Origin of the sequence: Kitasatospora sp. GAS204B (assembly GCF_029892155.1) — a bacterium.
Classification (GTDB): Bacteria; Actinomycetota; Actinomycetes; order Streptomycetales; family Streptomycetaceae; genus Kitasatospora.
The window spans coordinates 1-21,791 of the sequence record NZ_JARZAG010000037.1 but is presented as its reverse complement, the minus strand read 5'-3'; the positions used below and the strand labels follow the sequence as shown (position 1 = coordinate 21,791).

Sequence of the window (21,791 nt, the reverse complement as noted above, 5' to 3'; positions counted from 1 at the left end):
ACCTGATCTCGGCTCCGGTCGCCCCGCCCGTCCCACCTCCGTACCCGCTGTACGCCCCGGCACAGCAAGCGGCGGCTGCCGCCTGGGCGGCCGGCCTGCCCGACCGGGGCGTTGATCGACGCCAAGAACGTGCGCAAGATGGACTGCAGTCCGCGAACCCTCCAAGGCCTCCAGGAAAACAACTTCATGAGCAACATCTTCCTGGGCAAGGACTCTGACGAGTTCTCGTCCCGTCCGGCCCGGATACGGCCACGCTCACAAGGAATCCACAAGGTCCTCCGGCACGATCACCGCAGCTCGGGAAAACGGCGGAAGGAGAAGGATGGACTTCGCGGGGAAGCGGCTTTTGTGCTCACTCCTGCTGACGCTGGCCGTGGGCCTGACCGGCTCGGCGTGCCAGCGGATCGTCAGCTCACGATCGCCCACACCGGGTTCGGCGCTGCCGTCGGTGTCACCACCGACCTGCCAGTCCGGGCCCGCGCCGGCGCAGCCGCAGCTCAACGGCGTCCACAGCGCAAGTCTGACCGTCCCGGCCCAGCCGTTCGGGCTGGTCTACGCCCCGAAGGGAAACGTCGCCTTCACCGTGTTGCAGTCGGCGCTGGGAGTGCTGTCCACTGACAGCGGCACGCCCCGACTCGTGCGGACGGTCCCGCTTCCGGCCGCCAGCCTGGGTAAGGAGGGAGCCACCGGGATCGCGCTCACCCACGACGGAAGAGAACTGCTCATTGCTGCGGGCAGCGGAGCGATCGTGGTGGATGCGGCCAAGGCCGCGGCCAGCACAGCGGGGGCCGTGCTGGGAACGCTCACCGGGACGGCGGGCACCAGCGCGATCGAGGTCACTGTCTCACCCGACGACCGCTATGCCTTCGTCAGCCAGGAGTACGGAGACGCCGGGACCGGCCACCACGGCGACATCGAGGTCTTCGATCTGCGCACGGCGGTTCGCACCGGGTTCGGCCAGGCCTCGGACATCGGTGACCTTCCGCTCGGCGACGCCGTGGTCGGCACCGCAATCTCCCCCGACGGGCGGCGGCTGTACGCCACCAGCGAGGTCGCCCCGGACCAGACGGGGTCGGTGGACTCCAAGCACGGTGAGCTCAGCGTCATCGACCTCTCCACCCTGGAGTCCACTCCGGACAAGGCCCTGCTGGCCAGCGTCGCCGTGGGCTGCCAGCCGGTGCGGGTTGTCGCCGCACCGGACGGGCGAACTGTGTGGGTCACCGCGCGGGGCAGCAACGCCCTGCTGGCCTTCGACGCCGGCAGGCTCACCGGCGACCCACAACACGCCCTGCTGGCCTCCATCCTGGTCGGCACCGCCCCGGTCGGCCTCGCCCTGGTCCAGGACGGCAGCCGCGTCATCACCGCGGACTCCGACCGGTTCCACACCGCAGGCGCCACCACCGGCCTGACCGTGGTTGACACCCGGGCCGCGCTCGCGGGGAAGCCGGCCGTCCTCGGACGCATCCCCACCGGCGCCTTCCCCCGCGAGTTCGCTCTCAGCCCGGACGGGAAGAGCCTGCTCGTCTCGGACCACGACTCGAACCAGATTCAGGAGATCGACACCGCCACAATGCCGTGAGGCCGGGGCGTGCCTGCTACCTCTACCTTGGCGACGAGCCAGCCTGACCAACACCCCTCCACGAACTAACGCGGAGCAGCACCAAGGCCTGTCCCGTAATCGATCTATGAGGGGCCCGCGTTGTCGAGATGGGGGCGGCCTGGCAGGCCTGGTTCACCCAGGCTTTGAGGACTGCAGAGCTTCCGGACTCGGCCAGGTTCGTGAACACCCTCGCCTGGGAAATTCCCTGAACTCTGCCACGGCCCCGACCTAGCCACCCAACTGACACGACTTGCAGCGCGCGCTCCTCGGTCTCCGCCTTGCTCACGACCTTGCCCAGGTCAACCAGGTTGGGAAGGAGGTCGAGTGGATCAGCCCTACCTCCAGAGGTCAACCCCATCCCGTCCGCTCGGATCCATGGTGAGGAGTTCCTAAGTCAGTCCTGCAGGTCTTCCATCCGGTCCAGGAGCGTAGCCAGCATTACCGAGCGACCCTCTTCCACACGAGTCACCAGCTCTCGTAGCCGCCGCATGTCCTCCTGGACCAAAGCAGTGCCAAGGTCCTGGGTACGGAGCGCTTCACCCACAGCAAAGCCGGCCGCATCCAGCGAGATGACGATGCCGGGGTGGCCTTGAAGTGGGCTCTGCTGGCGTCGGCGAGGCCGCCCCCATCGGCGTGAGCGCTGCAACCCGCGCATGGCCTCCTCGCTGCTGGGGGACTGCGGGAGGCCGAATCCGTCGATCGTGGAAGTGTCCGCCGCATCCGTGACGGCGTTTCGTGCCACTTGCCAGCCGGCCATGAACTCGTCTCTGGAGTCTGGCCGGCCAGACTCCAGACCTTCCACCGCGTCCGACAGGTACTTCAGCGCCTCCCGGGTGCTCTTGCGCAAGTCGATGAGCCGACGCATCTCCTCCTCGGCACGCGAGCGTCGTCGGATGCGTTCCGCCGTTCTGGTCTGAAGTGCTGACGAGAACATGGTGGCCCCCGCTCCCAATACGGCTCCCCCGAGCACGCCGATCAGACCGAAGAGCTCTGCACTGTCTGCCATACGGGCATCCTCACGGATGGGTGGCCGCGTGTCAGGGCCTTCTCAATGTTGAGGGCGGCAGGCCACGCCGGTACGGGCAGTCTCGGGGGCTCAGACTCCCCTCCTCCTGCTCGCACGCCGCCTACGTCGTCGGCGACTTCGTGCCCGCGTTGGGATGGTTCTTGGGTAACTAGGCCGGACTGTCGCCAGCCGCCACCACTAGGCTGACCACCCCGATGGGGTCGTGGCTGCGGTCGCCACGGACATCAGTGCGGACCGCGACGCGGCACTGCGGTCCTTCGGCAACGCAGTAGGAGAGGCACCGCACGCGGGCCCCCGGGACCGCTTTCCGCAGACGGTGCCAGTCGGCTCGCGCCAACCCGGTTCGCGGCCCGGGTGAGATCCAGCAGCGTGCCCGGGCGTCGGTGGGACGGCAGGCCATTGTGCGAAACGGTGTCGCCGGACGAGTTGTACGTGTCACTGTGTCCGTCTGTGACGACGGCAACACGTTCGGGGGAGGCTTGGTGGCTGCCGGCAGGAAGACCGACGGCATACGGACGCAGCAGCCTGTGTTCGTGGGCCCGCACCAGTTGCTGCGGCCGTTGGGCGAGGGTGGGATGGGGGAGGTGTACCTGGCCCGCTCACCCGGGCTGAGACTGCTCGCGGTGAAGGTGGTCAGGGCTGAGTACGCCGAGGACCCGCAGTTCCAGCGGCGCTTCCGGCAGGAGGTCGAGGCCGCGCGGCGGGTGACCGGCTTTCACACGCCACCCGTGGTGGACGCGGAACCGCGCGGTCGCCGGCCCTGGATGGCCACGTCCTACTTACCTGCGCCGGACCTCGGCGAGGTTGTCCTGCGGTTCGGCACCCTCGGCGAGACGGGAACACGGGCCCTGGGAGCGGCCATCGCCGAGGCGTTGGCCGCGATCCACGCGGCCGGGTTGGTGCACCGTGATCTTAAACCGGGCAATGTGCTCATCGCGCGGGACGGTCCGCGCGTCATCGACTTCGGGATCAGCCGCGCCTTCGACGCCGCACACCTGACCCGGACCGGCATGGTGTGCGGCACACCCGGCTACGTGGCCCCTGAACGCATCGTCGCCGACTCCGCCACCACCGGCGCGGCCGATGTGTTCTCGCTCGGCTGCCTACTGGTGTACGCACTCACCGGCCGCACGCCGTTCGGCGACGGTGAACCCGCACACGTCAACCACCGGGTCGTGTACGAGGAGCCAGACCTCTCCGGAGTGCCCGCCTCGCTGCTCTCCCTGGTGGCCTCCTGTTTGGCCAAGGACCCCGCACAGCGGCCCACCGTGATGGCCGTGCTGGGCGCACTGGCCCCAGCCGATCCTGCGGCAGTACTGAGCCCGTGGCTGCTCGCCGACCTCGACGCCAGGGAGCGGCAGGCTGAGGCCGACCGGGGCGCGCCGCCCGCTGATCCGCCCGCGTTGCCCGTGCGCAAGTGGCAGTCGCTCACCCGCCGCGGCCTGCTCGGCCTCGGGGCCGGGATCGGCGCGGTGGCGGCCAGCGCGGTTGGCGTACCGCTGCTGCTCGAGCGGCGCAAGCAGGCGGCGAGCAATCGTGCGACGGTGGGGCAGGCCTCGAACCCCTGGGGTGCCGCCGCCAAGCAACCGAGCCCGCTGCCGGGCGGGCCCGCCCCGGTGTGGACCCAGTCGCTGTCGGGCCTGATGGAGGCGCAAATCTCACTGCTCGGCCCCACCGTGGCCTGGTGGGCGGAGGGACAGGGCGCCTTCGGCTACGACACGTCGACGGGACGCCAACTCTGGTCCTCAGCACCGGACTTCCAGGCTGTCGAGGAGGCAGGCGGCCTACTGTACGCACCGTCGGCGGACCTGCAGACCCTGTCGTGGCTGGATTCGGCGGGCACCAACCACAGCAGCCCGCTCGGCTCGACCGTCCCCGCTGCGCAGCAGACGTACGCCCAGATGAGCTTGCGGGTGCTCGGCGCTCAGGGCCAGGTGGTGGTGTTGGCCTTCCAGACCGTGGAGGAGGGCGGCGGGGTGATCACCGGGGTCGAGCTCGGCACCGGCCGTGACGTGTGGCGGCACGCGATCGCCCAGACGGATGCGGTCTATACAGCACGCGGCGCGGAACAACTTTTGAGCGGCTCCGGCAGCAACTTGGGCCTGGTCGCCGACGGTCGCTGCTACTACCAGGACAACGGCGTCACCTATGCGGTCGACCTGGCCACCGGGAAGATCCTTTGGCAGGCCGCCAGCACCGCGTCGGGAAACGGCACCCTGCCCTATCGGCTCGTGCGGACCGCCGACCTGCTGCTCGTCGTGCACGGCCAGACGGTCCACGCCCTGGATGAGGCAAGCGGGAAACAGCGCTGGACCTCCCCGACCGTCCCCGAGGTCGCCCTGGGCTGTGCGCTGGGCACGGGCAGGCTACTGCTGGCCGGGGCATTCGGCACCGCATACTGCCTGGACACCGCGACCGGCAAGGGACTGTGGCACACCACCGTCGCGGCGACCACCCCTACCGGCGCCGGCACCTCCTTCCGGGCCCCGTCTGCGGGCGACGGGTTCTTCGCCGTCCCCGTCGTTCAACAGGCCTCCGGTGTGGCCGTGCTGAGTGCCGCCGACGGTGCGATCCGCTGGATGGCGCGCGGATCCGCCGCCGAGAACGTGTGGACCACCGCCGCCTCGGGGCAGATGGTCTACTGCGCTTCCTCCACCACGCTGCGCGCCTACCGGGTGAGTGTGTGAGCGCCGAGACCATCGGCCCCTACCGGATCCTGCGGCGCCTCGGCGCGGGAGGCATGGGCGACGTCCACCTGGGCATCACCGAGAGCGGTCGCCCGGTCGCGGTCAAAACCGTGCGGAAGCAGTACGCGGCTGACACTGAGTTCCGGCGGCGGTTCGCCCAGGAGGTGAACGTGGCTCGGCTGGTGGGCGGGGCCTTCACGGCGGCCGTGGTGGACGCCGACACCGAGGCCGAACTGCCCTGGCTGGCGACCGAGTTCGTGGCCGGTCCGTCACTGCAGCAGGCTGTGGCGCGGCACGGGAAGATGGACGGTGCCGCGTTGCAGGTGCTGGGCGCGGGCCTGGTCGAAGCACTTGGCAAGATCCACCGGGTCGGGATCATCCATCGCGACCTCAACCCCTCCAACATCCTGCTCACCCGCGACGGACCCAGGGTCATCGACTTCGGGATCAGCAAGCCGGCCAAGGACGCGACGCTGACCGCGACGGGCGGGATCATCGGCACCCCCGGCTTCATGTCGCCTGAGCACGCCGCAGGCAAGGAACTCACTCCGGCCAGCGACCTGTTCTCGCTCGGCGCTGTGCTGGCGTTCGCCGCGACCGGGGAGCCGCCCTTCGGCGACGGGCCCGCCGCGGTTCTGCTCTACCGCTCGGCCGAGGAGCCGCCACATCTGGACGGAGCACCGCAGGAGCTGATCGACCTCCTAGTGCGATGCCTGAACAAGGATCCGGGCGGGCGACCTCAACCGGCCGAGCTCACTGAGGCGTTTCGGCACGGACCGGCTGTCGGCACCGCCTGGCTGGGCGGGGCCGAGCGCAGCGTTCGGCAGCGCGAGCGCGAGCTGCAGCAGGCTCTGGACGACCCCAACGGCACCCGGCGGCGGCTGCTGCTGCTCGGCGGCACGCTGCTTGCCACAGCGGCCGCGGGGGGGACCGGCTGGGGCCTGTGGCAGGGCTCGGCCGAGCCGGGCGACCTGCCCCGTCGCACCTGGACGGCGACGCTACCCCGCTCCGGGATGATACCGCTGGCCTGCGCGGCCCAAGTGGTGGTGTGCGCCGACCGCACCGGCGTGGTCAGCTACGACCGCTCCGTGGGACGGCAGTTGTGGAGCACCTCCGACGCACAGGGCGCGCTCTCGACCAGTGACGGCAGCCGGGTCTGGACGGTGGGATCGGACGGCAGCGTCCAGGCGTACGACGCACGCAGCGGCACCCGGCTATGGCACGCGGTCAGTGCCGTACCCGACGCACAGGCCGTCTCCCAGCCGTTACCCGAACTGCTGCTGGTGACCGACGCCGCAGGTGCGCTCCACGCCTTCGACGCGGTCAAGGGCGCTGCACGCTGGACGACTTCGGCACTCGGCTACTCGTACCGCACCCAAGCCGTGGCCTCGGCGGGCCTGCTGGTCCTGGATTTCCCGACCCCCTCTGCAGGCGACAACGGGCACTTCACCGCGCTCGACAGCGCGACCGGCACGCAGCGGTGGACGGCCGACGCCCAGGACCTGTACGCGCCGCCGGGCGGCAGCCTGCTGTACGCGCTCACTTCCGATCTACGGGTGGCGGCACTCAACGCGCGCGACGGAACGATGTCCTGGAGCCGACCGAGCGGGCTGCCCTCACCCGAGGCCACGATGACCCTGGCCGCGTACGACGGCTCGCTCTCGCTCCAGCAGGGCCTGCTGGCTTGCCTGCCGCCCGTGTCGTCGTCGGGCTCCGCCGGACGGATCGCCCTCGCGGGCTTCGCCCCCGCGGACGGCACCCGGCTGTGGACCGCAACCCGCGCCGACAGCATCACCGGTCAGGCCAGCGCCGCAGGCGTACTTGCACTCGGCGGGGTGAACGAGGTGACCGGCCTCGCCTTGCGGGCTGGCCGGACCGTCTGGACCTGGCGGTCCGCGCACGGCACCGCCACCGTGCAGTCCGCCACCGCGAATCTCTTTCTGGTCACGGCACCCACTGCCACCGGGGGTGCCACCCTGCTGGCGCTCGACGCGGGCAGCGGCTCTTCCCGGTGGCACCAGAATTTCGCCCGGCAGCAGGGAGATCCCCGCCTGCTGATGCAGGGCTCGACTCTTCTGCTCGGCTACGGCAGTGATCTGACGGCATACCGACTCCAGAACACGTGAGGCCCGCCCATGGACATGGAAGATACCCCGCCCGCGATTCCCGCCACGCGGGCGCTGCCCGTGTCACCGACCCCGGCAACCCTTCCCGACCAGGCCGACCTGCGGCCCGCCGGGCCCGCCCGACGTTGGACGTGGTTGCTCGGTGGCGTGGCGGGCGGCGCCGGTGGCGTCGCGCTCGTACTCGGCCTGACTGCGGCACTCACCAGCCCGCCAGCCACGGTCGCCGCCAGCTCTGCTGCTCCGCGCCCGAGCGTCTCCTCCACCACGAGCCCCGCTGCTCCGCCCCCGAGCGTCTCCTCCACCACGAGCCCCGCTGTTAGCGCCACGGGCAGCCCCACGGCTCTCTACACCCACCTGGTCGACGGCTGCTCGCTGTTGCGCCCCGCCACCGTCACCACGTACGTGAGCGGCGCGAAGTGCCAGGCCCACGAGGCCGAACCGGGCGCCGTGACCTCGGGCGCGGTTTGGCAGTCCAGCATGCCCGACACCAGCCTCACCGATCTCTTCGTTGGCGCCCAGCTCGACTCATACAACGACTCCGTCTACCAGGAACTGCTCGCCACCGACCGGTCGATGTTGTCCGCCTCCGGCCAGGAGCTGGTCGATGACCGTCCAGTGAACGGCCTCGGAGACAAGGCCACCATCTTCTACAGCACCGACTCCGACATTGGTCAGGTGAACCTCGTCGTACTGCAGCGCAATGCCCTGGTCACCATCATGTACGAGGCGACCACTATGTCCGGCTACGCCATGCGCCCGGTCCCTCAGTCCACTGCCGAGTCCGCCGCGATCGCCTGCGCCCGCGACGCGCTGACCACACTCAGCTAGTGTCCTGCGCCAGAGATCCGTCGCCAGAAGCGGGCGGGGGAGTCCAGGATCTCTTCGGCGGTTTTGGTTCCAGGTGAACGGCTTGGGGTTCTCGTTCCAGTCCTTGATCCATGCGCGGATGTCGGCTTTGAGGGCCTGGACGTTCTTGTGGGCGCCGCGTCGGATCATCTGGTCGCTCAGGAAGCCGAACCACCGCTCGACCTGGTCGATCCATGAGGAGTTGGTCGCGATGGCGGCCGCGACCAGGTAGCGCACAGCGTCGACCAGTTGCCGGTGGCAGTAACCTTCCGGCGGGCCGCTGCGGCCTTCCAGCCAGGCGGGCACCGGCATCGCGTTGCGCACGACGGCCCTGAGGGGTGTCAAAACTCCGGTCAGGCCGCTGAACTGGGCCTTTCCGGTGGGTCGACAGGTGGACGCGTCGGGATGGCGTGGTCGCGCGCCACCGCCATCCGCACCAAGGCCCGGCAAGCGGCAGAGCTCTGAAAAGAACGGCTCTGGCCCATTCACGGTGGTAGCGCTCAGTGCCCACTCCGCGTCCGTCACGTCCGACGGATATCGCGGCTCGCGGTCCGCACGGGCGTCCGCATTCCCGAACCGGTGCGCGAGGCAGTCACACGACCGGGCAACCGAGTTGGACGACACGGGCACGGCAACGCAAGACTGCGACACAAGGGCCTCCTGAGCAGCTCGTTCGGTCTCACCAACCCTGAGCTGGCCAGGAGGCCCTGCCTTCATGCCGCACCCGCCGGAGATCACCCGACCGAGTCGTCCCAGTCGAACCGATGTCCACGGCGGCGCTGAGTATCCGGTATGCCGCCCACTGCCGGTGGCCAGCAGCTGCACTCAGTGGGCGCGTGGTACTTGCCCCGGGCGTGAGAGCAGTGGAGGCCGAACTGGCTACCTCTCCCGAGTGGGGGCCCGAGAAGTACGCCAGCATCCGCTGGCGCTTGGAGGGCGGCACCTCCGCCGGGCAAGACGGTAGGTGCCCACGGGGTGCCGGCTCGGCGTTTGAAGGCCGCGCCGGCGCCCTCCGTGCCGATGGCTGTTGACGTCTTCCAGGGATGGTCCGGCTCTGCTTGTAGCGGGTTCGGCCGCCTGATCAGGCACTGCGGAACGCCAGGACCACGTTGTGGCCGCCGAAGCCGACGGAGGTGCTGAGTGCCGCGCTGACGCGTTCGTGGGTGGCGGTCTTGGTGACCAGGTTCAGGTCGAAGGCCGGGTCGGGGGTGTCGAGGTTGGCGGTGGGCGGGATCAGGGAGTGCTGCACGCTGAGGATGGTCAGGGCGGCCTCGACGGCGCCGGCCGCTCCCAGCGAGTGGCCGAGGGCTCCTTTGGTGGAGGTGACGGACGGGCCGTGCGGCAGTAGGGCGTTGATCGCGTCGGCTTCGACGGCGTCGCCTTGGATGGTGGCGGTGCCATGGGCGTTGACGTAGCGCACGTCGTGCGGGTTGAGGTCGGCGTCGGCCAGCGCGGTGCGGATGGCCTGCTTGATGCCGCGGCCCTGCGGGTGGGGGCTGGTGGGGTGGTGGGCGTCGGTGGCGGAGCCGCATCCGGCGAGCAGCGCCCGGGGCGGGTGTCGGCGGGCTGCGGCGTGTTCGGCGCGCTCCAGCACGAGGACGGCGGCGGCCTCGGCCAGTACGAAGCCGTCCCTGGTCTGGTCGAAGGGCCGGGAGGCGGTGGCGGGGTCGTCGCGGCGGGTCGACAGTGCGCCGAGTTGGGCGAAGCCGGTGGTGATCAGGGGTGTGGTGCATGCTTCGGTGCCGCCGGCCAGCACGATGTCGCACTGGCCGGTGGTGAGCAGGTCGCGGGCGACGGCGATCGCGGTCGCTCCGGAGGCGCAGGCGGTGCCGGTGGCCAGGGCGGGGCCGTGGGCGCCGCAGGCCATGGCGATCTCGCTGGCCGGGGTGCTGGGTCCGATCATCGAGATCAGCAGCGGGGAGATGCGCCCTGGGCCGCGCTCGTGGAGTTCGCGGCCTTGGCTCTCCCAGGTGTGGGAGGCGCCCAGGCCACTGCCGATGACGACTCCGACCCGGGCGGCGTCCCAGGCGAGTGGGTCGAGCGCGGCGTCACGCAGTGCCTCCTGGGCGGCCAGCAGGGCGAGGTGGGTGGAGCGGTCCAGGCGGTGCGCGATGCGCCGACCGAGGGCCTGCGCCGCGTCGAAGGCGGGCACTCTGCAGCAGAAGTCGACGGGCAGTCCTGCGAGTTGGTCGCAGGTGGCGGCGGTCGTCTCGCCGGCGCAGACGCCTCGCCAGGTGGCTGCCGCGTCGATGCCTGCGGGGGTGAGCATGCCGAGTCCGGTGACGGCGATGTCGGGTCGGCTCATCGCGTTCCGGTCCTGCCTCGTGGGTGCTGGGGGTGGATCCGGGTTTCGGGTGCCGGCAGGCCGGTCATGGCGTCGTCGTCACCGGGGTGTCGTCGGGCAGGGGGTGAGGTGTGCGGCGGCATCGGCCAGGGTGGTGTCCAGGGTCCAGCCGGTGGGCAGTGGGCTGGTGTCGTCGGCGAGCATGACGGTCAGCTCGGTCATCGAGAGGGAGTCCATCGCCAGCTCGCGGAAGGTGGTCTGCGGGCTGGCGTGCGAGGTGTCGATCCCGATCTCGAACAGCAGCTCAACGATCCTGTCGTACACGGGGGTTCTCCGGTCCGTCGGGGTGGGCGCGGCCCGGCCGGGGTGCGGCCGGGCCTGCGGTGGTTGTGGTCACGGGCGCGGTACGGAGTCCTCGGCGTTGCGCTGGTGTGCGGCGGCCAGGCCGGCGAGGTGGGCCGAGAGCGCGGCGATGGTGGGGTGGCGCCGCATGTCCGTGAGGGGAAGCGCCAGTCCGTACCGGGCTTCCAGGTCAGCGGTGAGCATCTGCTCCTCCAGGGAGGACACGCCGAGGGCGTCCAGGGGCACGGTCGGCTCGATCTCCTCGGCGGGGATCTCCAGCAGGGCGGCCAGGCGCAGGGTCAGCCAGCCGGCGACGTCCGCAGGGGCGGGGGCTCGGGTCACGGGGTCGTCCTGGTGTCTGTGGGCGCGGCCGGGGCGAACCGGTCGGTGAGGTAGCGGTCGCGGCAGTCACCGCGCCTGAGTTTGCCGCTGGTGGTGCGCGGCAGGCTGCCGCGCCGCAGCGCGAGGATGTCGTGAGGGCGGACACCGTGGTGCTCGCCGACAGCGGCCATGACCCGGCGGCGCAGTCCGATGTCCTGGGCATGGCGGGGGCCGGCGGCCAGCTCCACCAGCACGACCAGCCGGTCACCCTCGCCGTCGTCGCCCGGTACCGCGAAGGCGGCCACCGCGCCCGGAACGGCTTCGGGGATCGCGCGGCCGACGGTGTCCTCGATGTCGCCGGGGGTGTGGTTGGCGCCGTTGATGATGATCACGTCTTTGATCCGGCCGAGGACGAAGAGCTCGCCGTCGTGCAGGAACCCCAGGTCACCGGTGCGCAGCCAGCCGTTCTCGAAGCCGTCGGAGGTCTTCAGGACTTGGTCGAACAGCTTGGCGCAGTCCTGGGGTTGGCGCCAGTAGCCGTTCGCGGTGTTGGGGCCGCGTACCCAGAGTTCGCCGACGGTTCCCGGTGGCTGCTCGACGCGGGTCTCGGGGTCCGCTACCCGCACGTCCTGGCCGACGGGCCTGCCGCAACCCACCACCGTGGTAAGCCGTGGCGGTGCCTGGCGGTCGTTCAGGACACGCACCTGGCCGGCGGCCAGCGCCTCGGTGTCCAGGCGCAGTTCGGTCCAGCGTTGCCCGATACGGTTGCACGCCACCAGCACGGTGGCTTCGGCCAGACCGTAGCTGGGCTTGAGGGTGTCGGGGGCCAGCCCGCCGGCGGCGAACGCCTCGGTGAAGCGGTGCAGTGTGCCGGTGCGCACCGGTTCGGCGCCGTTGGTCAGCACGCGGACGCTGCTGAGGTCCAGGCCGTCGCGGTCTGTTTCCGGGATCCGGCGTACGCACAGGTCGTAGGCGAAGTTCGGTGCGCCGCTGAAGTGGGCGCGGTGCGCGTCGAGCAGTCGCAGCCATCGCAGCGGACGCTGGGCGAAGGCCAGGGGGGACATGAGGGCGAGGTGCGCGCCGGCGAGGATCGGTGCGAGCACGCCGATGGACAGGCCCATGTCGTGGAAGAGCGGCAGCCAGCTCGCGACGGGGGTGTCGGAGGACAGGCCGCAGCCGTCGATGACCTGCCGGGTGCTGGCAACCAGGTTCTGGTGGGTGATGACGGCGCCCCGAGGGTGGCCGGTGGAGCCGGAGGTGTACTGCAGGTAGGCCGGTTCCGCGGGGTCGGCCCGGTACTGCGACCAGTGCGGTGCGAGGTGGGGTTCGGCTTCGTCGACCGGCCACACCTCGACCGGTCGGTGAGTCAGGTCCTGGCAGCTGTCGGCATGGCGGCTGTCGGTCAGCAGGCACACCGGGTCGGCGTCCGCGAGCACGGCCGTCAGCTGGGCGATGCGCCGGGAGTCCTCCGGCGGGAAGAGCGGCACCGCGATCATCCCGGCGTACAGGCAGGCCAGGAACCCCAGGCCGTACTCCAGCCCCTGGGGACAGAGCAGGGCGACGCGCGCTCCGCGCACAAAGCGGGATTCGAGGGCGGCGGCGAGCGCCCGCGCGCGCTGGTCCACCTCGGCGAAGGTGAGTGTCCGCCAGGTACCGTCCGGATCGCGGCTGTAGTCCACGAAGCTGAGCGCCGGGCGGTCCGGGCACCGTGCCGCGTGGCCGGTCAGCACCGCAGGCAGCGGCTCCCACTCCCACTGCCCGCCCGGCGGCGGGGCAGCGAGGCCGCGAGCGGACCGGTCGCGCATGCCGAGGGCCCCTTTCGCCGGGCAGCCGAGGTGAGGTGGGCGGCCGGCTGGGGCAAGGTGCGCGGCTGCGGGGCAAGCTGATCGCAACGCCGAAGCCCAGCGCAACCGCGCGAGCGGCGAGGGGTGTATTCGGGGCGGTCTTTCCCTCGTTCGAGCGATGGGGAGTTGACTGGCGCGCCGACGCGTGGTCAGCCGGCGTGGCGTAACCAAACCGGGCGCGGGACCGTTCGGTTGACAGAGAGCCTGCGTCGCGCGGCGGTGCGGCGGAGTCTGCCGAAGGGCCCAGGAGGCGAAGCAGCGGTGAACCAGGCGCAGGCGCCCGCCCCGGTGAGCGACGCCCGAAGCCCGGTGCGGCACATGGCGGAGAGCGACCCGGCGGCGGAACCCGACGCCGGCCAGGACCGGGGCATGCTGGAGTGGGCACGGCTGCGCCCGCACGACGGCTTCGTCATCGGCGCCGTCCTTCGGCTGCGCGGCCCCGCCCCCACGCCCGGACGGGTCGCGGCCCTGGTCCGCGCTCGCCTGCCCCAACTGCCCGTACTCGCCGAGCACCTGGACGGCCCGGCCCGCCGGGAGCACTGGCGCCGCGCCGACGCCTTCGACGCCGCCCAGCACGTGCACCGCATCGACGGCCCCGCCGATCCGGCCCACTGCGCCGAGCTGATGGCCAACCAGCCGGTCCCGGCCGACCGGCCCCGGTGGGGCCTGTGGCTGATCGACACCGGACGCCACGACGAGTACCTGCTCGCCTACCGGGTCCACCACGCCGCCCAGGACGGCGCGGCCGTCGCCCACACGATCAGCCGCCTGCTCGACGCACGGGCCCCGGCCGTCCCGGCCGGCGACGCACCCACCAGCGGCCGTGGGGCGAGCGCCCCGCCCCGCAGCGACAGCCGCCTGCTGGCGGCGGCCGGCGTTCCCGCCGACGCGCTGCGCGCGGTCAGCCGGGCCTCCGGGGCCTCGCTCAACGACGTCTACCTCGCCGCCCTCGCCGGGGCCCTGCGCAACTGGCTGGCACCCGCGCAGCGGGATCAACCCGTTCCCGTGCGAGTCCCCTTCAGCCTGCGTCTGCGCCACGAGCGCCAGGACCGCGGCAACCGGATCGGCTACACCCGGGTGCTGCTGCCGGTGGACGAACCCGCTGCCGAGCGGCGGCTGGCGCGCGTCGCCGAACAGACCAGCTGCCTGCCCCGGGACCGCACCCGACGGCTGCTGGAGCGCATGCCACCTGAGCTGATGTGGGAGCACACCTCGACCGTCGTCTCTCCCGGCGACGCCCTCGCCAGCGCCACCCTGCTGGGCATCCCCACCCCGCTCGCCTTCGACAACTCGCCGGTCACCGGCGGCCTCGCACTGCCCCCGCTCGCCGACGGCCACCTGTTCTCCACCGTTCTGTTCCTGCACGGCGGCCACGCCACCTTCTGCGCCACCGCGCAGACCCGGCACCAGCACGTCCGCGACCTACCCGGCCTGTGGGCGCGCGAGGTCCGCGAACTGGCCGCCACCACCCACCCGTAACCTGCGAGGACACCATGACCGCCGCCTCCCGTCCCACCGTTGTGCTCACCGGCGCGACCGGCGTGATCGGGACCAGCCTCCTCACCTCGCTCACCGCCCACTACGAGGTCACCGCACTGGTCCACCGACGCCGACCCGAGGGCGCCACCACCTGCCTGAAGGCCGACCTCACCTCCCACCGCCTGGGCCTGACCGCCAGTCAGTACAGGGAGTTCGCCGCCGGAATCGACGCCGTCGTGCACTGCGCGGGCCTGACCGACTTCGCCCCGCCCGACCTCGCCAGCTTCGACCAGGTCAACGCCGAGGGCACGCGCCGCATCCTGGAACTCGCCGAAGCCGCACACGTCCCCGTCATCCTGCTCTCCTCCGCCGCAGCCGCCTTCGACATCCCCGGCGAGGACCTGGTCGCCCGCTCCCTGCGCGCCTACAGCCACTCCAAACGCCGCGCCGAGGAACTCGCCACCCGCACCAGCCAACCGGTCGCCGTCGTACGCGCGGCCCTGCTCTTCGCCGCCCGCGACGCCGTCACGGCACCACGCCAGCAGTTCCCCCACGCCCTGCTCACCGCGCTGCTCCAGGACCGGCCCGGCGGCCTGCCCGTCCACCCCGAGCACTGGGCCGACATCCTCCCGATGGAATCCCTCGTCGACTACCTCACCGCACTCACCGCGGCGATGCTGCGCGGCGACAGGGCCGCACCCGGTCTCCACTGGACCACCGCCGGCCCCGCCCGCCTGACGGCAGCCGACCTGGAACGAGCCTGCCTCGACCACCTCCAGGAGGCGGGCCGCCCGCCGAAGGGACGACTGCTGGCCGATCCCGCGACGGCCCGCGGCCGCTCGCACGGCATGGCCCGGATCGCCCAACTCGGCCTCCTGCCACCCGAGGAGCCCGCACTTCCCACCGATCTGCTCCGCTACCTGCCGGCCCAACCGAGCCGCGCCGACGTGCTGGACGCTCTCGCCCACACCGTCCGGCGCTGCGCACCCTGGGCACCGTGCCCCGAGCGCCGGGGGCCATCCGGGTGATCACCGCCCGGACGGCGTTCCCGTGCGGACCGCCGGTCGTTGCCGGGGGCATGAAGATCTTCAACAGCAAGAAGCGCGTGGTCGCGCTCTCCTTCGCCGCGGTGGCCGTCGTCGGCGCCGGCGCCGTCCAGGCCGGTGCCATCAGCATCGACCTTCCCGTGCGCGGCAACGGCAAGGAATGCCTGGTGCCAGCCGCGGCACAGGCCCTGACAGACCAGCAAGTGACCATGGAGCCCATCGCACCCGCGACAGTCACCGGCGGCTGCCTCAGCTACCCCGGCTCCGGCACCGTCTCACCGAACCTCACGGGCGGCGAGATGCCGATCCAGGGCGGCGTGCGCTTCACCGGCGCGGGCCACACCCTCGAACTGACCAACATGGTCATCCACACCCGCCTCGGCGAGGGCTACACCAGCGCGGACCTCTCCCAGGACGGCGCGCCCGCCACGAACATCACCCTGTTCAAGTTCCCGGTCTCCCCCAGCCTGGTCACCTTCACACCGACCACCGTCGACACCAGGAACATCCCGCTCAGCCTGAGCGCGCCCGCGGCAACGGCCTTCACCAACACGTTCGGCTCCAGCCCGGTGGCGGCCGGCGACACGATGTTCACCTTCGACGGTCACGCGGAGATCACCAACGCACCGAGCTTCCCGACGCTGCCGTAGCGGCAGGGGCGTGAGACCGGACGGTGCCCCTGCCGCTACGGGGTGCCGTAACCGGTCCGTCGACCGTCAGCGTGGCGGGGAGCCGGTAGCCGGCCTGGGTGAGCCAGTGGGGGAGCCGGCTTCCGCGCCCGGCGGCATCGACCACGAGGTCCGCGCGGACGAGCAGTTCCTCGCCGTCCGGCCCGTCGCCTGCGCGCGGGTGGGCGGCGAGGGCGACGGTATCGGCCGCCGGGTCGATCAGCAGCCGCTCCGAGCCATCGGGTCCTCCGTCTGTCGTGGCCGGCCTCACCGTAGACCGGACGTTGACGGTGAATCATCACCTTGCGCGAGCTCTGGCCGGAACCCGCGGAGTGCCTGCTCGGCACGGTCGGGAGTGGCGTGATGCGACCTTCCCAAACTTGATGATGGCCTGACAAGATCGGCGCATGGCTGACAGATCATCAGCCGCCGGCGCATGTGAGCCGGCGGCGCTGCTGCGCTGGGCACGCGGGACGGGTCTGGTGGCCGACGCCCGGGACGAGCGGCGCCTGGAAGCGATGCGCCTGCCGGTGCTCGCCGCCGGCGCACTCCCGGACGGCAGCACGGCGGACGTGGAGCTGACGGCGCAGTGGGCGGCGTTCATCTGCTGGGTCGACGACCGGATCGACCGCCGGGGTCTTGGCTCGGCGCCGGGCGAGCTGGAACGCTTCACCGCCCCGCTGCGCCAGGTGCTCGTGCCAGGCGCTCCTGCGGCAAAGGCCCCGCAGGCGGTGCTCCTGGCGGGGCTGTGGGAGCGGACAGCCCCAGGCATGCCCGAGCGGTGGCAGAAACGTTTCGCCACCGATTACGGGGACTTCCTGGACGCCAGCGAGCAGGAGGCCGCCCTGCGCCGGGCCGGAGCGAGGCTGCCGCCGACGGACTACGTCGAACTGCGGCGCCGCACGATCACTCTGCTGCCCATGCTCAACGTCCTGGAACGCACCGGCCACGCCCACCTCGTGGAGGACCCGAGGGTGGACACCGACCTGCGCGACCTGCGCCGGGCGTTGGCCGACATCGCGGGCTGGGCCAACGACCTCGCCTCGCACGAGCAGGACAGCGCCGCCAGCCAGCACAACCTGGTCTCCCTGATCGCCCGCCGGGACAACTGCCCCACCGCCGAGGCCCAGATGCGGGTGGCCGCGATGATCGACCAGCGCCGAGCCGACTTCCACGCCACCGCGACAGCGCTGCGCACGACCTCCGACCTGCCGACCCACACCCTGCGCGAACTGCACGCGTACGTCGACCTGGTGGAGACCTTCATGGCCGCGACCCTGCACTGGCTGGCGAGCACCGGCCGGTTCGCCACCGACCCCGAGCCACCGCCCGGCATCCAAGATCCGGCCCCGCCGGACACCCTCCGTGCCGACGCGGCCCGGCGGCTGCGCGAGGGTGGCGGTGCGGACGGGCTCGCATGAGACCGGCAGCGGTCACCGCGAGCCTGCCCCGCTGGCCGCGCGACGCCTTCCCCACCGACCTCGCCACGGCCACCGACCGACTGCGCGGCCACCTGGCGGGACGAATCGAGGCGGACGGAGCCCTCCGCTCCCCGTGCCACAGCCGCGTCCTGGAATCCTCGCTGCTCAAAGCCCTACTGGATCGCACAGGCACGGAGCCCGCGGCGGGCGCCCGGCTCATCGACTACCTCGCGGCGCACCGCGACTCGACCCGACCGCTGGACCGCCTACTGGCCCGGACCGCCCTGGGCGACCTGACCACCACCGCTCCGCTGGACGTCGAGGACTTCCTCACCCACGCACCGGACTTCACCAGCGCACGCAAACACGCCCTACTCGACGCGGTCCTCCTGCTGCTCGGCGCTGCCGCCCGGCCCGCCAGGCTCCCGGGCCCCGACGCCTTCGCCCTGCACGGACTGCACCCGTGGGCACAAGTGCAGGTCACCGCGGTCAAGGCCATCCTCGCCCACGCCCACGGGCAGAACGCGCTCATCTCCGTGGGAGAGGTGGCCCTGCTGCGCTCCACCCAGCGTCCGGGCACCCTCTGGGAGGGCAACCTCCTCATCCACCTGTCCGTCCTGCACGCCCTGACCCCCGTACCCGGCCAGCACGACCTCGTCGCCGACGGCATCCGCACCGCACTCACGTACCAGCGCCCGGACGGCGGAATGCCGTTCATCGCCGACGAGGACACCTGGGTCACCGCCACCGCCGCAGTCGCCCTGCACACGGCAGGCGCCCCACCGGCCGCCCTGGACAGCATCACCCAGCGCCTGCTGCACCTCCAGGACCCCGGCGGCGGCTGGTCCTACACCGAAGGTGCCCAACTCACCGACGTCGACTGCACCTCCGCCGCGCTCGAAGCCCTCCACCTCGCCGGACCCGCCACCCACCGCGCCCCGATCCGCCGCGCCCTCGACCACCTGACGGCCCTGCGCGCCCCGGACGGCGGCTTCCCGACCTACCTGGCCGGCGCCCCCTCCGAAGCCTGCATGACGGCCGCCGCCGCCAACGCGCTCAGCACCCAGGGCCCGGCCCAACACACCGCCCTGGACGCCGCACTCGACCACCTCGCCTCCCATCAGCGACCTGACGGCTCCTTCGCACCCGACTGGAGCAGCAGCCGCCACCACACCCTCTTTCGGGCCGTCCTCGCCGCCGCCCACCGACCCGGCCCACCCCACAGCCCCGCCCGCCTCATCACCCGCCGAGCAACCCACCTGGTCCTCAACTCCCAGAACCCCGACGGAGGATGGGGTCACCAGGACGGCGACCCGAGCGACGCACTCAGCACCGCCTACGCCCTCATCACCCTCACCGGACACCCCGCCCACGCCCCCGCCGCCCGAGGCACCGCCTACCTGCTCACCCAGCAACGCCCCAACGGTTCCATCACCAGCATCCCGGACTCCATCGGACCCCGCCCCTTCGGCTTCCACGTCCCCGCGCTCGCCGACATCTTCACCCTCCTCGCCCTCGGCCACCTCACCCACCGCCTCAGCCCCGTGACGCAGGAACAGCCGGCAGGGTGACGACAAGCCAACAGAAGTCCGCCCGCCGAACCGAGCGAACACCAGACCGGAAAGGGCCACCATGCCCGAGCGCCCAAGCACCACGCCTGCACTCACCAGCGAGTCGGTGGGAGACTTCTACGACCACATGGGGGCGTTCTTCGACGCCCTCTACGGCGAGAACATCCACTTCGGGCTCTGGGACGACGACCCGAACCCGTCCATGCCCGAAGCGCAGAACCGCCTCACCGACCGCATGATCGACACCCTGAACCTCCAGGACGACGAGTACCTCCTCGACGTCGGCTGCGGCACCGGACACCCCGCCCTGCGACTGGCCGAACGCACCCGCGCCCGGGTGCTCGGTGTCAGCATCACCCCCACCCAGGTGGCCAGGGCCACCGAGAAGGCCAAGAACGCCGGCCTCGCCACGCAACTCAAGTTCATCCGGGCCGACGCCATGCACCTGCCCTGCGAGCCCGAAACCTTCGACGCCGCCTGGGCCATCGAAATGCTCTTCCACGTCCCCGACCGCCTCCACGTCCTACGCGAGATCCACCGCAGCCTCAAACCCGGCGGACGCCTCGTCCTCGCCGACTTCGTCCAGACCGCCCACCTCACCGACGACGACTGGAACCTCCTCACCCAGGGCTTCGCCTTCTCCTCCCTCCTGAACACCGACACCTACACCGACGTCCTCACCCAGGCCGGTTTCGAGGCCGTCCAGATCCACGACGTCACCAACCAGGCCAGGCCGAACATCCGTTGGATCGAATCCCGCTACACCGACCAACGCGACGACCTGACCGCCCACTACGGACCGGACTTCACCGCCCAGATGGACCAGTTGCTCCCCACCGGGGTGTCCATCTACACGGAGAAGCTCGGCTACGTGATCGCCGAGGCCCGACGGCCCATCGACCGCTGAGTTCGACCGGTGGGGCAAGTCCTCGCCAGGGCCTGGCCCAGGTCACGCCGTGCGTCCGCCAGCGCGCGCAGGTGGATCAAGGGCTTCATGGTGACCAGCGTCGTCCACATCCGGCATACGTGGACGAACCCCCGCCGCCGGACAGAGCAGTTCGCCAACCCCGCGTGATCGGACTCGCATCTGCTGACGAGTATGAGCGGCCCCGGTCGCCCTGTGCCGTTCGGAGACTCATCGCTGCTGATCGGAGCAAGTCCAGTGGTGACGTCAGCGGTTCGTCCGCCGGGCTGTACAGCCCCGTCGCCGTGGCGCAGCGATCTGGTGGTTCGGAGACTGGAGGTGCCGTCCGAGGAGCCGGCGGACCGAGCGGATCAGGTGACAGCATCCGACGCGTGTGGACCGCGATCGCCCTGCACACCACCCCCGGCGCCCCGGAGTTCATCGAGCCGGAGGTGGCACTGGTGACCGCGGGCGTCGACTACGACGTCCTCGGCATCGGCCACCACGACGTCGATGAGGCAGACCGCGCGGCGATTGTCGCCGCGCACCCGCGCCCCCGCTTCAAGCAGCGCATCCTGGAGGCATTCACCGACGGGATGCGGTCCAGGCCGGAGGGCACGTTCGGCACCGTCAACGCCGATGTACTCGCGCACTACGTGCCCGGCTTCGAGCGCGGCGACTTCGTCGACACGATCCTGGACTCCCCCTGGGCCGAATAGCCACCCGCAAGCCGGCGCCCACGCCGCACCCCCGGAACTCGACGATCCCACCATCGACGGCTCACATCGAAGCCGCCCCGACTCGGTCCCGACGCGTGCGCCACCTGCGGCGCCATCGGTGAGTGCATCGAGGCATTCTCGGCAATGCCTCACAGCGGAGCGTGACCAGCGGAACGGTGTGGCTGGACTCGGCGGGCCCCACTGCGGGACACACGGATACTGATCGGCCGTCCCAGGCGAATCGTGACAAACCACGAGAGTTCCCGGTCCGTCGCGGACCGGGAACTCTCATGTCGTCACCGGCAGGGCTCAGCTGGGCTGGTCCCCGGTGTAGCGGAAGATCGTGCCGGCGCCGTTGACGCCCCACACGGTGCCGTCAACGCCCGTACCGATGTCGGACAGGGCGCCGGGAATGCCGACGAACGGGTTGGCGTCGTACCCGGAGTACCTGAAGATGGCGCTGGCCCCGTTGACGCCCCAGACGTTGGTCCTGGACCCGGCCGAGATCCGGGTCAGGCTGCCGGTGATCCCGAGCCAGGGGTTCGAGGAACCCTGGTCACCGGTGTACCGGAAGATGTTGCCGGCCGCGTTGACGCCCCACACGGTACCGTCGGCGGCCGCGCCGATGTCGGTCAGGGAACCGGGGATGCTGACCCACGGGTTCGCGTCGTACCCGGAGTACCTGAAGATCTCCCCGCTGCCGTTGACGCCCCAGACGTTCGTCCTGGACCCGGCCGAGATCCGGGTCAGGCTGCCGGTGATCCCGAGCCAGGGGTTCGAGGAACCCTGGTCACCGGTGTACCGGAAGATATTGCCGGCCGCGTTGACGCCCCACACGGTACCGTCGGCGGCCGCGCCGATGTCGGTCAGGGAACCGGGGATGCTGACCCACGGGTTCGCGTCGTA

General features: G+C 71.3%; 16 protein-coding genes and 1 pseudogene. 11 read left to right on the top strand and 6 right to left on the bottom strand.

Annotation, left to right across the window (positions count from 1 at the left end; all coding sequences use genetic code 11):
• The first annotated feature begins 322 nt into the window (after positions 1-322).
• Positions 323-1,579, top strand: coding sequence for a YncE family protein (locus tag P3T41_RS33260; RefSeq protein WP_280694340.1), 1,257 nt, complete (start codon positions 323-325; stop codon positions 1,577-1,579).
• Positions 1,580-1,994: 415 nt separating this feature from the next.
• On the opposite strand, the gene P3T41_RS33255 is transcribed toward P3T41_RS33260, so the two are convergent.
• Positions 1,995-2,606 carry a hypothetical protein gene (locus tag P3T41_RS33255; protein ID WP_280694339.1) on the bottom strand — a complete coding sequence of 204 codons (612 nt, stop codon included), beginning with the start codon at positions 2,604-2,606 and terminating at the stop codon, positions 1,995-1,997.
• A gap of 404 nt (positions 2,607-3,010) precedes the next feature.
• Between P3T41_RS33255 and P3T41_RS33250 the strand changes: the two genes are divergently transcribed.
• The 3 genes from P3T41_RS33250 to P3T41_RS33240 are packed head-to-tail and all read left to right on the top strand — an operon-like array spanning position 3,011 to position 8,268.
• The gene (locus tag P3T41_RS33250; protein ID WP_280694338.1) at positions 3,011-5,314 is read left to right on the top strand and encodes a protein kinase; all 2,304 of its coding nucleotides are present in this window, start codon (positions 3,011-3,013) and stop codon (positions 5,312-5,314) included.
• Positions 5,311-7,440, top strand: coding sequence for a serine/threonine-protein kinase (locus P3T41_RS33245; protein WP_280694337.1), 2,130 nt, complete (start codon positions 5,311-5,313; stop codon positions 7,438-7,440). The genes P3T41_RS33250 and P3T41_RS33245 overlap by 4 nt, the downstream gene beginning before the upstream one ends.
• Before the next feature lie 9 nt (positions 7,441-7,449).
• Positions 7,450-8,268, top strand: coding sequence for a hypothetical protein (locus P3T41_RS33240; protein ID WP_280694336.1), 819 nt, complete (start codon positions 7,450-7,452; stop codon positions 8,266-8,268).
• A 1,099-nt stretch (positions 8,269-9,367) separates the two neighbouring features.
• Here P3T41_RS33240 and P3T41_RS33230 read toward each other — a convergent pair.
• The 4 genes from P3T41_RS33230 to P3T41_RS33215 form a co-directional block, all read right to left on the bottom strand.
• Positions 9,368-10,591, bottom strand: a complete 1,224-nt coding sequence (locus P3T41_RS33230; protein WP_280694335.1) for a beta-ketoacyl-[acyl-carrier-protein] synthase family protein — start codon at positions 10,589-10,591, stop codon at positions 9,368-9,370.
• A gap of 78 nt (positions 10,592-10,669) precedes the next feature.
• Positions 10,670-10,894, bottom strand: coding sequence for an acyl carrier protein (locus P3T41_RS33225; protein ID WP_280694334.1), 225 nt, complete (start codon positions 10,892-10,894; stop codon positions 10,670-10,672).
• Between the two features lie 69 nt (positions 10,895-10,963).
• Positions 10,964-11,254, bottom strand: a complete 291-nt coding sequence (locus P3T41_RS33220) for an acyl carrier protein (protein WP_280694333.1) — start codon at positions 11,252-11,254, stop codon at positions 10,964-10,966.
• Entirely contained in the window at positions 11,251-13,038 is a 1,788-nt protein-coding gene (locus P3T41_RS33215; RefSeq protein WP_280694332.1) for a fatty acyl-AMP ligase, read from the bottom strand. Before P3T41_RS33215 ends, P3T41_RS33220 begins: the two co-directional genes overlap by 4 nt.
• 300 nt (positions 13,039-13,338) lie before the next feature.
• Between P3T41_RS33215 and P3T41_RS33210 the strand changes: the two genes are divergently transcribed.
• The 7 genes and pseudogenes from P3T41_RS33210 to P3T41_RS33180 all read left to right on the top strand — a co-directional run.
• Complete coding sequence (locus tag P3T41_RS33210; RefSeq protein ID WP_280694330.1) at positions 13,339-14,556, top strand: wax ester/triacylglycerol synthase domain-containing protein; 1,218 nt, start codon at positions 13,339-13,341, stop codon at positions 14,554-14,556.
• A 14-nt stretch (positions 14,557-14,570) separates the two neighbouring features.
• Complete coding sequence (locus tag P3T41_RS33205; RefSeq protein ID WP_280694329.1) at positions 14,571-15,584, top strand: SDR family oxidoreductase; 1,014 nt, start codon at positions 14,571-14,573, stop codon at positions 15,582-15,584.
• The gene (locus P3T41_RS33200; protein ID WP_280694328.1) at positions 15,554-16,252 is read left to right on the top strand and encodes an HtaA domain-containing protein; all 699 of its coding nucleotides are present in this window, start codon (positions 15,554-15,556) and stop codon (positions 16,250-16,252) included. Before P3T41_RS33205 ends, P3T41_RS33200 begins: the two co-directional genes overlap by 31 nt.
• Positions 16,253-16,677: 425 nt before the next feature.
• Entirely contained in the window at positions 16,678-17,691 is a 1,014-nt protein-coding gene (locus P3T41_RS33195; RefSeq protein ID WP_280694327.1) for a terpene synthase family protein, read from the top strand.
• On the top strand, positions 17,688-19,262 hold the full coding sequence (locus tag P3T41_RS33190) for a terpene cyclase/mutase family protein (protein WP_280694326.1): 1,575 nt from the start codon (positions 17,688-17,690) through the stop codon (positions 19,260-19,262). Before P3T41_RS33195 ends, P3T41_RS33190 begins: the two co-directional genes overlap by 4 nt.
• Positions 19,263-19,323: 61 nt before the next feature.
• The gene (locus P3T41_RS33185) at positions 19,324-20,169 is read left to right on the top strand and encodes a class I SAM-dependent methyltransferase (protein WP_280694325.1); all 846 of its coding nucleotides are present in this window, start codon (positions 19,324-19,326) and stop codon (positions 20,167-20,169) included.
• Between the two features lie 374 nt (positions 20,170-20,543).
• Positions 20,544-20,885 (top strand): annotated as a pseudogene (locus tag P3T41_RS33180) (diguanylate cyclase); the annotation flags it as partial.
• Positions 20,886-21,194: 309 nt separating this feature from the next.
• On the opposite strand, the gene P3T41_RS33175 reads toward P3T41_RS33180, so the two are convergent.
• Positions 21,195-21,791, bottom strand: a 597-nt coding sequence (locus P3T41_RS33175) for a tectonin domain-containing protein (RefSeq protein ID WP_280694324.1), incomplete at its 5' end; no start/stop codon positions are given.

Excerpts from the sequence above, each read along its gene's own strand:
- P3T41_RS33260 (WP_280694340.1), top strand. The coding sequence starts at position 323 with ATGGACTTCGCGGGGAAGCGGCTTTTGTGCTCACTCCTGCTGACGCTG.
- P3T41_RS33240 (WP_280694336.1), top strand. The coding sequence starts at position 7,450 with ATGGACATGGAAGATACCCCGCCCGCGATTCCCGCCACGCGGGCGCTG.
- P3T41_RS33190 (WP_280694326.1), top strand. The coding sequence starts at position 17,688 with ATGAGACCGGCAGCGGTCACCGCGAGCCTGCCCCGCTGGCCGCGCGAC.
- P3T41_RS33185 (WP_280694325.1), top strand. The coding sequence starts at position 19,324 with ATGCCCGAGCGCCCAAGCACCACGCCTGCACTCACCAGCGAGTCGGTG.
- P3T41_RS33215 (WP_280694332.1), bottom strand. The coding sequence starts at position 13,038 with ATGCGCGACCGGTCCGCTCGCGGCCTCGCTGCCCCGCCGCCGGGCGGG.
- P3T41_RS33195 (WP_280694327.1), top strand. The coding sequence starts at position 16,678 with ATGGCTGACAGATCATCAGCCGCCGGCGCATGTGAGCCGGCGGCGCTG.
- P3T41_RS33230 (WP_280694335.1), bottom strand. The coding sequence starts at position 10,591 with ATGAGCCGACCCGACATCGCCGTCACCGGACTCGGCATGCTCACCCCC.
- P3T41_RS33205 (WP_280694329.1), top strand. The coding sequence starts at position 14,571 with ATGACCGCCGCCTCCCGTCCCACCGTTGTGCTCACCGGCGCGACCGGC.
- P3T41_RS33255 (WP_280694339.1), bottom strand. The coding sequence starts at position 2,606 with ATGGCAGACAGTGCAGAGCTCTTCGGTCTGATCGGCGTGCTCGGGGGA.